The sequence below is a fragment of the Variovorax sp. WS11 genome, assembly GCF_010499245.1.
Lineage (GTDB): Bacteria > Pseudomonadota > Gammaproteobacteria > Burkholderiales > Burkholderiaceae_C > Variovorax.
In genome coordinates this window covers 756,619-769,799 of sequence record NZ_JAAGOW010000001.1, presented here as the reverse complement: position 1 = coordinate 769,799, position 13,181 = coordinate 756,619, and the positions used below count along the sequence as shown (strand labels likewise).

Genomic DNA, 13,181 nt, shown 5'->3' with positions numbered 1-13,181 from the left:
CGTCATTTCATGGCCGTTGCGCTTGGCCTGTTGATGATTGCTGGTCAGGCGCTTGCGCTCGTGCCCCCTACTTACACGTATGTCGGCGGCGGCAACGGTGAGTATTCCGGCCCGTCGCTTGAGAATGTGTGCGAGCAGATGCGCGCTGCTTTTGGCGGTTCTGCCGTGACACTGACGCCTGACAGCTTCAACCCCGGTTGGTATCTCTGCCAGTTCTCTTACGGGCCGAACAACTCCGCCAACTATTCAAATACCATCAGGTCACCGATTGCAAGCTGTCCTCCCAACAGCACTTCGGTGACCGGTGGCTGCCAATGCAACTTTGGCTCTCAAGAGGACGGCTTCCAAACATCCTGTCTGCTTGCCCCCGCAGATCCTTTGCTCGCTTCGTCATCCAAGGGCAGCATGTGCCAGCGCGGTGCGCCGTCGGGCTATGGCGCCGGACAACCCATCCTTCCATCCACCGGTGAGAAGTACCGCGACGAACTCGACTATGCCGGCAGCGGCCCCGATGCCCTGTCGTTTGCGCGCACTTACCGCAGTACCTGGGCGTCTGATCCGTCGCACGCCACCACGGGCTTGGGACAGGTCTGGACGCACAACCACGGGAGTGTTCTCAAGGCCACGCCGAGCACCACCCCCAATGCCGTCACCATCACCAGCGCCGAAGGCTACGTGCGCACCTTCGTGCTGCCAGCGGGCAGTTCGAACTGGTCCGCCACCAACAGCGCCGATACGCTGCTGCAGATCACAGGTGGAGGCTGGTCCTACCGCCGTGCCGATGACAACAGCACCCTGACTTTCGACGCGTCGGGCAAGCTGCTGTCGGCTTCGGCGCGCAATGGCTGGACCCATACCTATGCCTACAACGCGCTCGGCCAACTCGCCACCATCGGCAATGGCTTCGGTCGCAGTCTGGTCCTTGCGTACAACGGCAGCGGCCAACTGACCACGGTCACCACCTCCGATGCCCGCGTGATCGGCTATGCCTACGACAGCGCGGGTCGCCTCTCTGTCGTCACGTACCCTGATGGCAAGACCCGCAGCTTCGCCTACGAGAACGCATCCTTTCCTCAGGCCCTCACCGGCATCTTCGACGAGAGCGGCGCTCGCTGGGGCACTTTTGTCTACGACGCACAGGGCCGGGCGACCAGCACCGAGTTGGCCGGAGCGGTGAATCGCTACCAGGTGAGCTATCCCGCCGCGGGCACCGCGACCGTCATCGACCCGCTGAGCACCAGCCGCAGCTTCAGCTACAGCGCCACGAAGGGCAAGCTGGCCGTCACGGGCGGCTCTCTGCCTTCCGGCACTGGGGAGTCCGATGCGGCCTCTCGGGTGCAGGACGCCAACGGCCTGATCACCAGCGAGACCGACTTCAAGAGCATCAAGACCGATACGACGTGGGATGTCGCACGTCGCCTGCCGCTGTCGGTGACCCGTGCAGTCGGCACTCCCGAGTCCCAGACTGTCACGACGCAATGGCACGCCACCTTCTCGCTGCCGGTGCTGGTGACCGAGTCCGGCCGCACCACCGCCTACACCTACGACGACAAAGGCAACGTCCTTTCGCGTGCCGTCACCGACACGGCTTCCTCCCCCAACACCACCCGCACCTGGCAGTGGACCTGGAACCCCCAAGGCCTGGCCGCCACCGAGACCGCCCCCAACGGCGCCGTCACCACCTTCGAGTACGACACCCTCGGCAACCTGACCAAAGCAGTGAATGTCCTGGGCCACGAAACCCTCTACAGCTACGACACCGCCAACCGCGTCATCAGCACCACCGCCCCCAACGGCCTGGTCACCACCTACGCCTACGACGCCCGCGACCGCCTGCTCACCCGCACCGTCGGCGGCCAGCACACCACCACCCTGACCTACAAGCCCACCGGCCTGGTCGACACCCTGACGCTCCCCACCGGCCTGGTCCTGAGCTACACCTACGACGCCGCCCACCGCCTCACCGGCTGGAGCAACAACCGCGGCGAATCCGGCACCTACACGCTCGACGCGATGGGCAATCGGGTGGGCGAGCAAATCAAGAACAGCGCCGGCACCATCGCCTGGACCACCGCGCGCACCATCAACAACCTCAACCGCCTCTCCGCCAAGACCGACGGCCCCAACGAGACCAACAGCTTCGCCTACGACGCCAACGGCGAACTCACCACCGAGACCAACGGCCTGAACCAGAGCACCCAGTACGGCCTGGACCCCTTGCGCCGGATCAAGACCATCACCAACGCTGCCAACGCCACGGCCGGCCTGGCCTGGAATGCCCTCGATGCCGTGACCAGCGCCAGCGACTTCAAGGGCGCGGTGACCAGCTACGGCCGCGATGCCCAGGGCAACGCCACCGCCGAGAGCAGCGCCGACGCCGGCCCGCGCAGCACCCAGTACGACGCCCTGGGCTTGCCCAGCCAGATCGTCGACGCCCTGGGCCAGGCCACCCAGATCCAGCGCGATGCCCTCGGCCGCCCGACGCAGCTGAGCTTTGCCGACGGCAAGTCGACTTACCTGCGCTACGACCTCAGCGGCAGCAGCTACAACGCGAGCGGCGCACCCAACGCCAGCAAGGGCTACCTCTCCGAGATGCAGGACCGTTCAGGCATCACCAGCTACAAGCGCGATGCCTTCGGTCGCGTGGTGCAGAAGACCCAGGTCTTCCCCAACGGCGTCAGCGGCAGCATCGGGTACAGCTACAACGCCCAGGGTCTGCGCGAGTCGATGACCAATCCTGGGGGATATCCCACCCAGTACCTCTACGACGGGACTGGCAGGCTGGTGCAGATCAACTTCCGCGGCGTTCCGCAGCTCACCAACATCACCTGGAACCCCATGGGCCAGCCCACGGGCTGGACCTGGGCCTTCGGAACCAGTTTCTTCGGCCAGAGCGCCGCGGATGTGGGTACGAGCCGAAGCTACGACACCGCGGGCCGGCTGACCCGGGTCACCGCCGGCGGTCAGACCCTGTTGGAGTACGCCTATGACGCGGCCGGCCGGGTGTACTCGCTGACCCAGCAGCTTGCCAAGCCGGACAACCCGGCCGATCCCAACACCCCCGTGAGCATCGCGCCCGTCACCTGGAGCGTCGGCTACGACGCCGCAGGGCGAGTCACCAGCTTCAACGCGCCGGACAACAGCGCCGGCTTCGGCTACGACGCCAATGGCAACCGCCTGAGCAGCACGCAGACGATGGGGGCGCAGACCACCAGCCGCAGCTACACCGTGGCCGGCCTGGGCAACCGGCTCACCGGCTTCACCCAAAGCGTGGGCGGCGCCAACACTGCCGTCAGCTACGGCTACAACGCCAACGGCGACCTCACCAGCGATGGCCTGCGCAGCTTCAGCTACGACGCAGAGGGGCGCCTCAGCGCCGTGACCACGGGCGCCACCGATGCCTCCCCGACCACGCGCTATGTGCACAACGCGCTCGGCCAGCGGGTCTTCAAGACCGAGCCGCTGTACCCGCCGGCCGAAGGCGACGAGAGCGACCAGGGCTTCATGGCGTCGTTGATCGCCTTCTTCACCAGCCTGTGGAACCCGGCGGCAGCGCCTGCAGAGAACCTCGGCTTCTTCTACGCCTACGACGAGGACGGCACGCTGCTGGGCGAGAGCGGCACGGGCGGGGCGAACAGCAGCGGCGAGGCGTTCTACCTCTGGATGCCGACATCCACCGGCCCGATCCCGGTCATGACGATCTCGGCCACGTCGCGCTATGCCATCCACGCCGATCACCTGAATACGCCGAGGAGCCTCACGGAGTGGAACGGCGCGCTGGCCTGGCAATGGACCTACTCGGCCTTCGGGGACGCGCAGCCGACGGTGGAGGGCCGGAAGTTCGCGAACGTGGCGCATACATCTGGGGACTTCGAGTTCAACCTGCGGTATCCGGGGCAGACGGCGGATAAGGAAAGTGGGTTGTTCTACAACTACTTCCGCAGCTATAGCCCGAGCACCGGGCGCTACACGCAGCCCGATCCTAGCGGGCTCGATGGTGGGTGGAATCGATCAGGGTATGCACACGGCAATCCACTGGAATTCACTGATTCGAAGGGCCTCGTACCCAATCCGGCCGAAGCAGCTTGTGCATTAGGCCCCAACCCGATTTGCATCGGTGGCGTAGCTGCAGACTTGCTGACCTGGATTGCTCCCGGGGCACTAGCTGGTGCGGGTCTCTACTTGGCTGGCCGAGTGGATGACCCCGCGGCTCAAATAGAGCATGATGCTTACAAGAAGCGTTCACTGGAGACCCCTCCACCGGACCAAAACGAGTGCGAACGGCTGAAATGGCTCTTGAAGCGCGAGCAAGACGTTGTGGCAGGAATGCAGGCCTGGGATGCGAAGTGGCTGCCAGGTCGACATGATGAAGCCATTCGCCAGCGAATGAATGGCATCGATAAACTCAAAGACCGAATCCGTCAGAAGTGCGGAGGATGTGACTAATGGACTCAATTGAAAAGCGTTATCTTGAAGCCGCATTTAGCGACTTGATTAACTATGAGGCCGAGGATCCTCTGCAGTTGATTGATCCACTCGCATATCGGACACCAGAGGGCGACTCTTGTTTGCACATTGCGGCTGGACGTGGTGATCTACAAGCAGTAGCGCTACTTCTCGACGCCGGCATGGACGCAAATCTGCGAGGCGATCTCGGAAACACTCCTCTGCACTATGCGCGTAGAGGTGCACATGAGGCCGTCGCAAGGCTCTTGATCGACCGGGGTGCTTCGGCCAGTCTTACAAATGAGCTTGGCAAGGACGCAAATAGTCCCTGAGCAGATTTCGTCGGCTCATGAGTTCGCGGCTATTGCCTGGTCCTGGGGGACGCACGTAAGAGTCGTCGTATCAGGACATCACAGCAGAAAAGGGATGGGCGTACATGGCGCGCCAACACTGTGGATCGTCGCGCCGATGGCTTCACGCCGACTACGCTACGTTGGGGTTGCGTTGCCGGGGACCTCTTGGGCAATGCCGCCAACAACATCTTCGGACCACAGCATGAATGCGCCTTCATGCTGGCCGCATTCCGGGCAGAAAAGAGTCGCCGCGCTATGGCGTTCTGGCTGCAAGGTGCAAACAATGAAATGCACAGAACACAGCAGGCACTTGGCCTTCAGGCGCGTGTAAGTAGCGCGAGTGTTGTAGAACATGAGTGACTTGTTGGCTCTGCTTCTTCGGCGCCTACCATCAAATGCTAGGCCTCGCTGGCGCTTTGTAGCGGCCGTGCAGGCGCTTGGAAAAAGTGCCGCGCGACGCTCGCCGAACTGCAGAGGCTACCAGACTCGCCATTGACTTCGGTGCGCCGAGCCGATAGATTTGGCGCGGCTCGGGTTTGATCGCCCGACCGTGCAAGCCGCGACGGCTGCACACCGCCGGATAGCGCGTGCGCCGGTGCCCGCTCTGAGCCGTGATGGCCATCGGGGATCCCAGGTTCAACCTTTGGAGGTCCTCGATATGAAGAGCCGACTTCAGAAATACCGTACTTCAGCGATCCAGGCCCAGCGGGGCCGATGCATCTACTGCCGCCAGCCCATGGGCCGCGATGCCACCGCGGAGCACCTGTGTGCGCGCCAGGACGGTGGCACCGATCGGAAGGGCAATATCGTCGCAGCCTGCCGTCGCTGCAACCACCGGCGCCACGCCGACAAAGCCTGTGCGGGGCTTTCGGCGTTTGATTATTCGACCCTCGTTGAACTCGAGCGCGTGGCTGGCATCGCGGAGAGCGCAGCACCATCGCCTAGAAAGCCGTCGTGGAACGCCGACAGCGATCGGCAACTCGAGCGCCAATCGCCGAGCGCACGACCCGGGAACCGATCCCGCGATAGACGGCCTTGCCGGTCTTCGCAGCGAGCCGTCGAGCAAGTCATCCACGCTTCTCAGCGGCCGGTGGCTGATCGGGCCGCGGGCTCCAGCCCCGGCGCAGCAGGGCGATCAGGTCATTGAGCTTCATGAAGACGGCTCCAGCCTGAGGCGCAGGGTTAGTACGGATGGCTGCACTGATGATGGTAAGACAAAGTAACTACAAAACCACTTGCTCGGTATGGTTCTTGCGAGGCTCGCGCCTGGAGTACGTAAATGGCTCAAAGCCCCAAGCTAGATAGGAAGCTCATACCGTACATGTTGTTGGGCGGGCTTGCGATCGCGTTGTTTTTTGGGCTACTAGTACTTGAGGACTGCACGGTAGTACGCCTATCGCTGGATGAAACCACACGAAAAGCGGACGATGATCGGCTTGAGCACTGGCATTTTTGGATACAATTTTTTACGGGTTCGTCATGGGCGACATGGCCTGATCAGACAAAGATTACTTCGCCGCGGGATAGTTGTATTGCATTCACGACGGCGATTTGGGTGCATGTTCTGCTCAACACGGGCGTCGTACTAGGTTTCGTCTGGGGTCTCTATCAGGTCGTCTTGCTTAGGAGCGCATCTATGAAGGTTGCTAATTTCATCAAGCGGCGAGACAGCACGCTCAAAGTGCAAGTGAAAAACGTCCTGATGCAGCATGGTCAGCCGGCAGATGTGCTGCGCCGACAGTCTGCGGAAGTTGATTCCATCTTCGAAAATGCGAACAGGCGGCTGCGCACGGTGCTGACCGCTGAACTGGGTGAGGCTGAGGCTGCACGGGTGATGGATACGCTGCTCGAGGCCGATGTTCAGATGGCACCGGCACGAGCACAGTGATGGACGCCAAACACGAGTTGATCCTTGAGGGGGTCATTCTCGATGCGCAAAGTGAAGATCCACCGCCGAAGAACCGGCAACTCCGAAAGCGGATTCACGAGGAAGCTGATGTTCTCAATTCACCCAAGCCAACCAAGGCTGAGGTGGACCAGTTCATCCAGGATCACGGCCTCGACGTCGACAATTGAACGTGTCCGCTGACCAGGGCATCGGGCTCCGCGCTCCCTGAGTCCCACGAGCGTCGGCTCCAGCGCCGTGCCCTTCGACATTGCCAAGGAGCTACAGGCTCGGCATCAGCCCCAGTGTTCGAACCGCGGTAGCGGCTATCCTTAGGAGTTCGTCCTTCCCGATTCTTCCCCGAGAGGCGTCAAGCCTTACCCGAGATCGCCCGCTCAAGCGAATCCAGCCTGTCCAGGAGGCGCTGATTCTCGTTGCGCCTGTTGTTCTCGCTCACGCAGATTTGGACGCAACGGCTGAACACGTAGGGAATGATCGCGATGGCTACTGCCATGGCGGCGCCCGCCGCCTGTTGCGGTGCTGAGCCAGAAGAAGCAAAGGTAAGGAAAAGGGTGCCGCCGGCAGCAAGAGAGGCGAGCAGGGTGAGGCAATAGAGAAAAATCGTCATGATGTCGTCAGTGGGTTTTTTCGAGGGCGTGGCGCAGTTTGCGTCGGATCACTTCCGTGGCCAGTCGAGCGGCTGAGGTGTGCTGAACTCGAGCACGGGGTTACCGTTCTGGTACGCCGTGAACTGAATCAGGATCTTCTTCGCCTTCTTGGCGCTTGCGATGAATCGGCTGGCGTTGCTCAGGAAGATTGCAGTGCTGCTGTGGTCGGCAGGGGGGCTCCCCCCGAACGCCACGGGCGCGGCGTCGTCGAACTTGACCGTCACCCTGCATTCCATGGTGTTGCAGAGCATCTGCCCCTGGTCGATTCCCACGGTGACGTCGAGTCCGTACTGTGGGTGTTGGCGGACAACCAGGTGCCCCCCATTCGACCCGTTGTACGGAAACCCAAAGTTGAGCCGGTTGTCACTCTGGACCTGCGCCTCGGTGTTCTTTTTGCCACTCATCTTGTCAGTGTCACTTTGATAATCCCACCCGGCGGCCTGTGCGCCGCTCGCCGCTGCAACGATCGCCAGCAGAATCAGTCGTCTCATGCTTCCCTCGCTCTATTGTTAAATGCGGCCCAGATGGTAGGGCGAGCAACGGTTCCGTGGGCAGCAGCGATCGCTCCGAAGAACCGCCGAACGTGACAAACGACCGACCACGGCGGGGCGATCCATCGGCATCACCATCCACCCTTGCTCCAAGGGGTCAGGATTGGCGTGCGACGTTCCCCTGCCTAGACTCGCGGCCCTTTGAGAAGGGTCCTGATGCTTGCACTGAAATTCCACCTCGAGCTCGCCGTCGAGGACGACGAACCCGCGCGCTTCATCAAGTTCATCGACGGCAAGATCTACCTCTACACGGACGGGGAGAGGAAGGTGAAGGCGGGCAACTTCTCCGTCATCATCATCGACGTCGAATCTGCCGTGAACGAACGTGAGTCGGTTTTCGACGTCTTCGACTTCAGCTCCAAGACCATCGACTACTTCAGCCTGTACGCGGCAGACCTTGATTTCAAACCCAGGGTGCTCAAGGCGTTGGGCGGCGAAGACCGCTGGGCACCTGGCATGCTGATCCTGGACCGCCTTGAGGTGCTGCCCAAATTCCGTGGCCAGGCCGTCGGACTGCGCGTGCTTCGATGGCTGCGGATGCAGTTCAGCATGGGATGCGGGATCGTGGTGATGAAGCCCTTCCCGCTGCAGTTCGAGGGCGGTACTCCCGAGGAGAACAAGGGCAAGCCTGCCTTCGTCCGGCTGCGCCTAGACCTGTTCGACACCGAGTTTCATCAGGCCCTGAAGAAGCTTCGCGTCTACTACGGCAGGGCCGGCTTCGCGGTTGTCGCGGGGACGCCGTACATGGTTGCCGACCCTATGCGGGCGGCACCGTCGTTGGAGGAAATGGGCGTCGATCAGTGGGCTTCCATTCGCATTTCCCGGGGCTAGTAGGGCCTGACAAACGCACGTACCTCCCTCGGACAGCCATGCCGATTTCTATCATTTTCGGCGATTCGGTTTGTCAGGCGACCGAAGCAAATGCGCTTATGCGACAAGTACTTAGCCCAATCCTGACCACCTCATGGGGTGCAAGGGGTCGAAGGTTCGAATCCTTTCACACCGACCAAACGACAGAAAGAAAAAACCGGTCAGCAATCGCTGACCGGTTTTTTTATGGGCCACCCCGCACGGCTTCATGGCACTGCCTTCGTGCCGCGGGCGGCGGACGCAGCGACAGCCCACCACTACTGCGGCTGCAACCCAATCTCCTTCGCCACCTTCTGCCAGCGCTCGGCCTCCGCGCGCATGAAACTGCGCAACTCGCCGCTGCTGGAGGACTTCAGGTCCACGGCCAGTGCCGACAGCCGCTCCTTGACCACCGGCTGCGCCAGGGCCGCCGCGGCCTCCTTGCGCAGGTGCTCCACCACCTCGAGCGGCGTGGTGGCCGGCGCCACCATGGCCCACCACTGGTCGATCTCGACGCCCTTGATGCCGGCCTCCGCCAGCGTGGGCACGTCCTTCAACGCCGGCATCGGTACGCGCCGCGGGCTGGCCACGGCCAGGGCGCGGATCTTGCCGGACGCGAGCAGGCTGGCGCCGCTGGCGAGCGTCGCGAAGTGGCCGGCCACCAGGCCGGCCGCCACGTCGTTGAGCGCGGGCGCCGAGCCGCGGTACGGCACCATGTTGAAGCGGATCCCGCTGCGCGTGGCCAGCAGTTCGGCGGCGAGATGGCTGACGGTGCCGGCGCCGCTGTGCGCGATGGCCGGCGGCGAGGCAGCGGCAGCCGCTGCCTTCATGAAGCTCCTGAAGTCCTTCGCATCGGCCCCGGTGCCGCCGAAGAAGACCAGCGGCGAGGTGCCGATCATCGTCACCGGCGTGAAGTCGCGCAGCAGGTCGTAGGGCAGGCGGGTCATCATCGCCGGCGCGATGGCATGCGGGAGCTCCACGATGGCGGTCGTGTAGCCATCCGGCGCGGCGCGGGCGGCTGCCTCCGTGCCGATCTGCCCGGCGGCGCCGGGCCGGTTGTCCACGACGACGGAAACCCCCATCGCGCCGCTCATGCCTTGCGCGATGGCGCGTGCGATGGCATCGGTGCTGCCGCCGGCAGCCCAGGGCACGATCAGCTTGATCGGCCGGTCGGGAAAGGCGGCCCAGGCTCTTGGCGCGGCGGCCATCAGCGCGGCCGCGCTCAGGAAGGTGCGGCGATGCATCGGTGACATGAAGACTCCTTGAAGCTCTTAGACAGGGTCGGGCCAGCTCGGATCGCGCGAGGCATCGGCGGTGAGCATCAGCACCACGTGGTCGCCACCGGCGATCGCGCCGCGCTCCCGCAGGCGTTGCAGTGCGCCCAGGCCGGACGCCGCGCAAAGCTCCGCGCTGACGCCCGCCTGCGTGAGCAGGCGCCGGGCCGCACGGGCCTCGTCGTCGCCCACCACCACCGCGCCGCCGCCGCTGGCCACCACCGCCTGCCATTGGAGGAAGGTCACCGTGGCGCCGGCGGTGGAGAACTGCGCGGTGCGTCCGGGATAGTCGGCCTCCAGCGCGCCGCCCTCTAGCACGCGCGAGAGCCGGGCGAAGGGCTCGACGGCCCAGATGCGCGGCAGCTTCGCGATGCGGCCGGCGGCGAGCAGGTCGCGAAAACCGGCGAAGAGGCCCCAGGCCAGATCGCCGCGCGCCGTCGGCACGATCACATGGTCGGGCAGGCCGCCCTGTTCCAGGCATTCGTGGGCGATGGGCTTGTAGCCCTCGATCGCGAGCGGCGCGCTGCCGAGCGCCGGCAGGCTGTGGTTGGTGAGCGCGAAAAAGCCTGCGCGCTGCGCACGCTCGCGCACGAAGGCCCAGCGGCCGGCGTTGTCGGCGAAGGCGAAGCGCCGGGCGCCCGCGATCTCCAGCGCCTTCGCGTAGGCAGCCGGCATGTCTTCGTAGGTCGCGACCTCGCAGGTCAGGCCGGCGAGCTGCGCGTAGTGCGCCGCCGAGACTGCGGCGTTGCCCGAGGAGGCGAGCACCAGCGTGTGGGCGCCGAAGTCCAGCGCCTGCGAGACGCCCACGGCGGTCATCCGATCCTTGTGCGAGCCGGTCGGATTGCAGGACTCGTCCTTGAGCGCGAGGTGCGCGATGCCGAAGCGGCGCGCCAGCTCGGACAAGGCCAGCAGCGGCGTGTCGCCTTCGCCCAGAGTGAAGCCTTGCATGTACGGCATCAACGGGACCGAGGCGCCGGCCGTGTCGGCCGCGCCGTAGCCGTAGCTCGCGCGCAGGCTCACGTGCACGCCCTCGGCGCGGCAGGCCGGGCAGCCCTCGTGCGCCAGGCGGATCGGGTAGGGGGCGTTGCAGCGCAGGCATTGCAGGCCGCGCAGGAGCGGATTCCTGGTCGGCCGGGTCGGCTGCATGTGGGCGCAAAGCGCGGTGCTCATTGCTTGGGCTTGCTTTCGTGGCTGCGTGAATCGATGTCCTCATCCTAGGCGCGGACAAATAAAATGAAAGCGCCCCATCTACTCATCCGATAACACAACTTATCAATGCGCTTCACCGAGATCGAAACCTTCCGGGCGCTGATGCGCAGCGGCACCACGCGCAAGGCCGCGGCGCAGCTGCAGGTGACCCAGCCCGCCGTCAGCCAGTCGCTCAAGCGGCTGGAGACCCAGTCCGGCATGGTGCTGTTCGAGCGCATCGGCGCGCGGCTGGTCCCCACGCCGGAAGCGCATGCGCTCTGGACCGAGGTGGAGCGCGTGTTCATCGGCATGGACGCCATCGAGCATCGGTTGCGCAGCCTGCGCGACTTCGGCGTCAACCAGCTCCAGCTCAGCTGCTATCCGGCCTTCGGACTCGGCTTCATGCCGCGCGCACTGGCGCGGCTGAAGGCACAGCGCGGCGAAGGCGCATGGCCGCAGGTGTCGCTGCAGGTACTGAGCTCGAAGGACGTGCGCGACCGCGTGGCCATGGGCATCTCGGATTTCGGCCTCATGGCCGACGAGCTGCCGCTGGAGGGCATCGAGCATTCGACCTTCGCGCGGATGCCCGGCGTGATCGTGATGCCGCAGGGCCATGCGCTGGCGCGCTTCAAGACCGTCAAGCCCCAGCAGCTCGCGGAGCTTCCGTTCCTTGCCCTGAATCCCGAAGACCCGGCGCATCGCCGGCTCGAGGCGGCCATGGCATCGCAGGGCATCGCCTTGCGGCTGGCTGCGCAGACGCCCTACGCGGCCAGCGTCTGCGAGATGGCCCTGCAAGGCCTGGGTGTCGGCCTGGTCAATCCGATCACCGCGCTCGACTATGCCGAGCGCGGGCTGGTCGTGCGCAAGCTCTCGATCGACGTGCCCTTCGCCTGCCTGCTGGCCTTGCCCGCCGGCAAGGTGCTGTCGACCATGGCCCGGGGCTTCCTGTCCGTCATGCGCCAGCAGCTCGCGGAGGACGGGCAGCGGCTGCAGCGCTATCTGCGCTGAGCCGTCGAAGGCGTCGATCGTTGCGTGGTTCGCGGCTTTTCACCACACTCCCTGCTCCGACCCACCCCAAGGAAACCTCATCATGCCCACCATCACCACGCAGGACGGCACCACCATCTACTACAAGGACTGGGGCCAGGGCCAGCCCATCGTGTTCTCCCACGGCTGGCCGCTCTCCGGCGACGACTGGGACAACCAGATGCTGTTCTTCCTCGCCCAGGGCTATCGCGTGATCGCGCACGACCGCCGCGGCCACGGCCGCTCGACGCAGACCTGGACCGGCAACGAGATGGACACCTACGCCGACGACCTGGCCGCACTCACCGCGGCGCTCGACCTCGAGGATGCGATCCATGTCGGCCACTCCACCGGCGGCGGCGAGGTGGCCCGCTACCTGGGGCGCCACGGCTCCAGGCGCGTGGCCAAGGCCGTGCTGATCGGCGCCGTGCCGCCGATCATGGTGAAGACCGCCGCCAATCCCGGCGGCCTGGCGATCGACGTGTTCGACGGCATCCGTGCCGGCGTCGCCGGCAACCGCGCCGAGTTCTATCGCGACATCACCTTGCCCTTCTACGGCTACAACCGGCCGGGCGCCAAGATCTCCGAGGGCATTCGCCAGCACTGGTGGCTACAGGGGATGATGGGCGGCATTAAGGCCCACTATGACTGCGTCAAGGCCTTCTCGGAAACCGACTTCACGGAGGACCTCAAGAAGATCGACGTGCCGACCTTGATCATGCACGGCGACGACGACCAGATCGTCCCGATCGGCGCCTCGGCCCTGCTGTCGGCCGAGCTCGTGAAGGGCGCCCAGCTCAAGGTCTACCCGGGGCTGCCGCACGGCATGTGCGCCACGCATCCCGAGGTGATCAACCCCGACCTGCTGGCCTTCATCAAGGGCTGAGCCTCTGGGCGCGGTCCTGACGACGCCGGAGCCCGCCGGACGCGCAGACCCTAAG

General features: G+C 64.6%; 13 protein-coding genes. 8 read left to right on the top strand and 5 right to left on the bottom strand.

Annotated features, from left to right (window positions below; genetic code table 11):
- The first annotated feature begins 405 nt into the window (after window positions 1-405).
- Window positions 406-4,446, top strand: coding sequence for an RHS repeat-associated core domain-containing protein (locus tag GXN78_RS03935; protein ID WP_164255363.1), 4,041 nt, complete (start codon window positions 406-408; stop codon window positions 4,444-4,446).
- Complete coding sequence (locus GXN78_RS03930; RefSeq protein WP_106556843.1) at window positions 4,446-4,778, top strand: ankyrin repeat domain-containing protein; 333 nt, start codon at window positions 4,446-4,448, stop codon at window positions 4,776-4,778. The genes GXN78_RS03935 and GXN78_RS03930 overlap by 1 nt, the downstream gene beginning before the upstream one ends.
- A 156-nt stretch (window positions 4,779-4,934) precedes the next feature.
- On the opposite strand, the gene GXN78_RS03925 is transcribed toward GXN78_RS03930, so the two are convergent.
- Window positions 4,935-5,153, bottom strand: a complete 219-nt coding sequence (locus GXN78_RS03925; protein WP_146163044.1) for a hypothetical protein — start codon at window positions 5,151-5,153, stop codon at window positions 4,935-4,937.
- A gap of 304 nt (window positions 5,154-5,457) precedes the next feature.
- On the opposite strand from GXN78_RS03925, the gene GXN78_RS03920 reads away from it, so the two are divergent.
- From GXN78_RS03920 to GXN78_RS03910, 3 genes are all read left to right on the top strand, one after another.
- Window positions 5,458-5,946 (top strand): HNH endonuclease signature motif containing protein, encoded by a 489-nt coding sequence (locus tag GXN78_RS03920; RefSeq protein WP_106556844.1) that lies wholly within the window; start codon window positions 5,458-5,460, stop codon window positions 5,944-5,946.
- A 132-nt stretch (window positions 5,947-6,078) separates the two neighbouring features.
- Complete coding sequence (locus GXN78_RS03915) at window positions 6,079-6,687, top strand: hypothetical protein (protein WP_106556845.1); 609 nt, start codon at window positions 6,079-6,081, stop codon at window positions 6,685-6,687.
- A complete protein-coding gene (locus GXN78_RS03910) occupies window positions 6,687-6,875 on the top strand; it encodes a hypothetical protein (protein ID WP_106556846.1) in 189 nt (62 codons plus the stop codon). Before GXN78_RS03915 ends, GXN78_RS03910 begins: the two co-directional genes overlap by 1 nt.
- A gap of 179 nt (window positions 6,876-7,054) precedes the next feature.
- On the opposite strand, the gene GXN78_RS03905 is transcribed toward GXN78_RS03910, so the two are convergent.
- Window positions 7,055-7,312, bottom strand: a complete 258-nt coding sequence (locus GXN78_RS03905; protein ID WP_106556847.1) for a hypothetical protein — start codon at window positions 7,310-7,312, stop codon at window positions 7,055-7,057.
- A gap of 48 nt (window positions 7,313-7,360) precedes the next feature.
- Window positions 7,361-7,843: a hypothetical protein gene (locus GXN78_RS03900; RefSeq protein ID WP_106556848.1), complete on the bottom strand. Its 483-nt coding sequence runs from the start codon at window positions 7,841-7,843 to the stop codon at window positions 7,361-7,363.
- Between the two features lie 216 nt (window positions 7,844-8,059).
- Here GXN78_RS03900 and GXN78_RS03895 point away from each other — a divergent pair, with 216 nt between their 5' ends.
- Window positions 8,060-8,734, top strand: a complete 675-nt coding sequence (locus GXN78_RS03895; RefSeq protein WP_106556849.1) for a hypothetical protein — start codon at window positions 8,060-8,062, stop codon at window positions 8,732-8,734.
- Window positions 8,735-9,030: 296 nt separating this feature from the next.
- On the opposite strand, the gene GXN78_RS03890 is transcribed toward GXN78_RS03895, so the two are convergent.
- Together GXN78_RS03890 and GXN78_RS03885 are read right to left on the bottom strand one after the other, a co-directional pair.
- A complete protein-coding gene (locus tag GXN78_RS03890; protein WP_106556850.1) occupies window positions 9,031-10,005 on the bottom strand; it encodes a tripartite tricarboxylate transporter substrate-binding protein in 975 nt (324 codons plus the stop codon).
- An 18-nt stretch (window positions 10,006-10,023) separates the two neighbouring features.
- Window positions 10,024-11,196 (bottom strand): pyridoxal-phosphate dependent enzyme, encoded by a 1,173-nt coding sequence (locus GXN78_RS03885; RefSeq protein ID WP_106556851.1) that lies wholly within the window; start codon window positions 11,194-11,196, stop codon window positions 10,024-10,026.
- Between the two features lie 105 nt (window positions 11,197-11,301).
- On the opposite strand from GXN78_RS03885, the gene GXN78_RS03880 reads away from it, so the two are divergent.
- Window positions 11,302-12,222, top strand: coding sequence for a LysR substrate-binding domain-containing protein (locus GXN78_RS03880; RefSeq protein WP_106556852.1), 921 nt, complete (start codon window positions 11,302-11,304; stop codon window positions 12,220-12,222).
- Window positions 12,223-12,304: 82 nt separating this feature from the next.
- Window positions 12,305-13,126: an alpha/beta hydrolase gene (locus GXN78_RS03875; protein WP_106556853.1), complete on the top strand. Its 822-nt coding sequence runs from the start codon at window positions 12,305-12,307 to the stop codon at window positions 13,124-13,126.
- Window positions 13,127-13,181 lie beyond the last annotated feature (55 nt).